Origin of the sequence: Streptomyces sp. NRRL B-1347 (genome assembly GCF_000720325.1) — a bacterium.
Taxonomy (GTDB): domain Bacteria; phylum Actinomycetota; class Actinomycetes; order Streptomycetales; family Streptomycetaceae; genus Streptomyces.
In genome coordinates this window covers 1-245 of record NZ_JOJM01000330.1, presented here as the reverse complement: position 1 = coordinate 245, position 245 = coordinate 1, and the positions used below count along the sequence as shown (strand labels likewise).

General features: G+C 70.6%; 1 protein-coding gene. It reads left to right on the top strand.

Annotation, left to right across the window (positions count from 1 at the left end; all coding sequences use genetic code 11):
* Window positions 1-245 (top strand): hypothetical protein (locus IG74_RS47485; RefSeq protein WP_037827705.1); only part of this gene is annotated, 245 nt, incomplete at both ends.

Here is a 245-nt window from a genome sequence, read left to right as displayed (position 1 = left end):
ATGGCGGCGGAGGCCGGGCAGGTGTGTTCGGCCGCGTACTGGGTGGATCACATCCGGAATGCGGTGCGTTTCGCCGATCACGTGGTGCGGTTGCGGGAGCGGGGGGTGACCCGGTTCCTGGAGATCGGCCCCGACGGGGTGCTGACCGCGATGGGTGCGCAGAGTGTCGAGGCGTCGTTCGTGGCGTTGCAGCGCCGGGATCAGCCGCAGGTACGCACCGTCCTGGGCGGGCTCGCCCAGCTGCA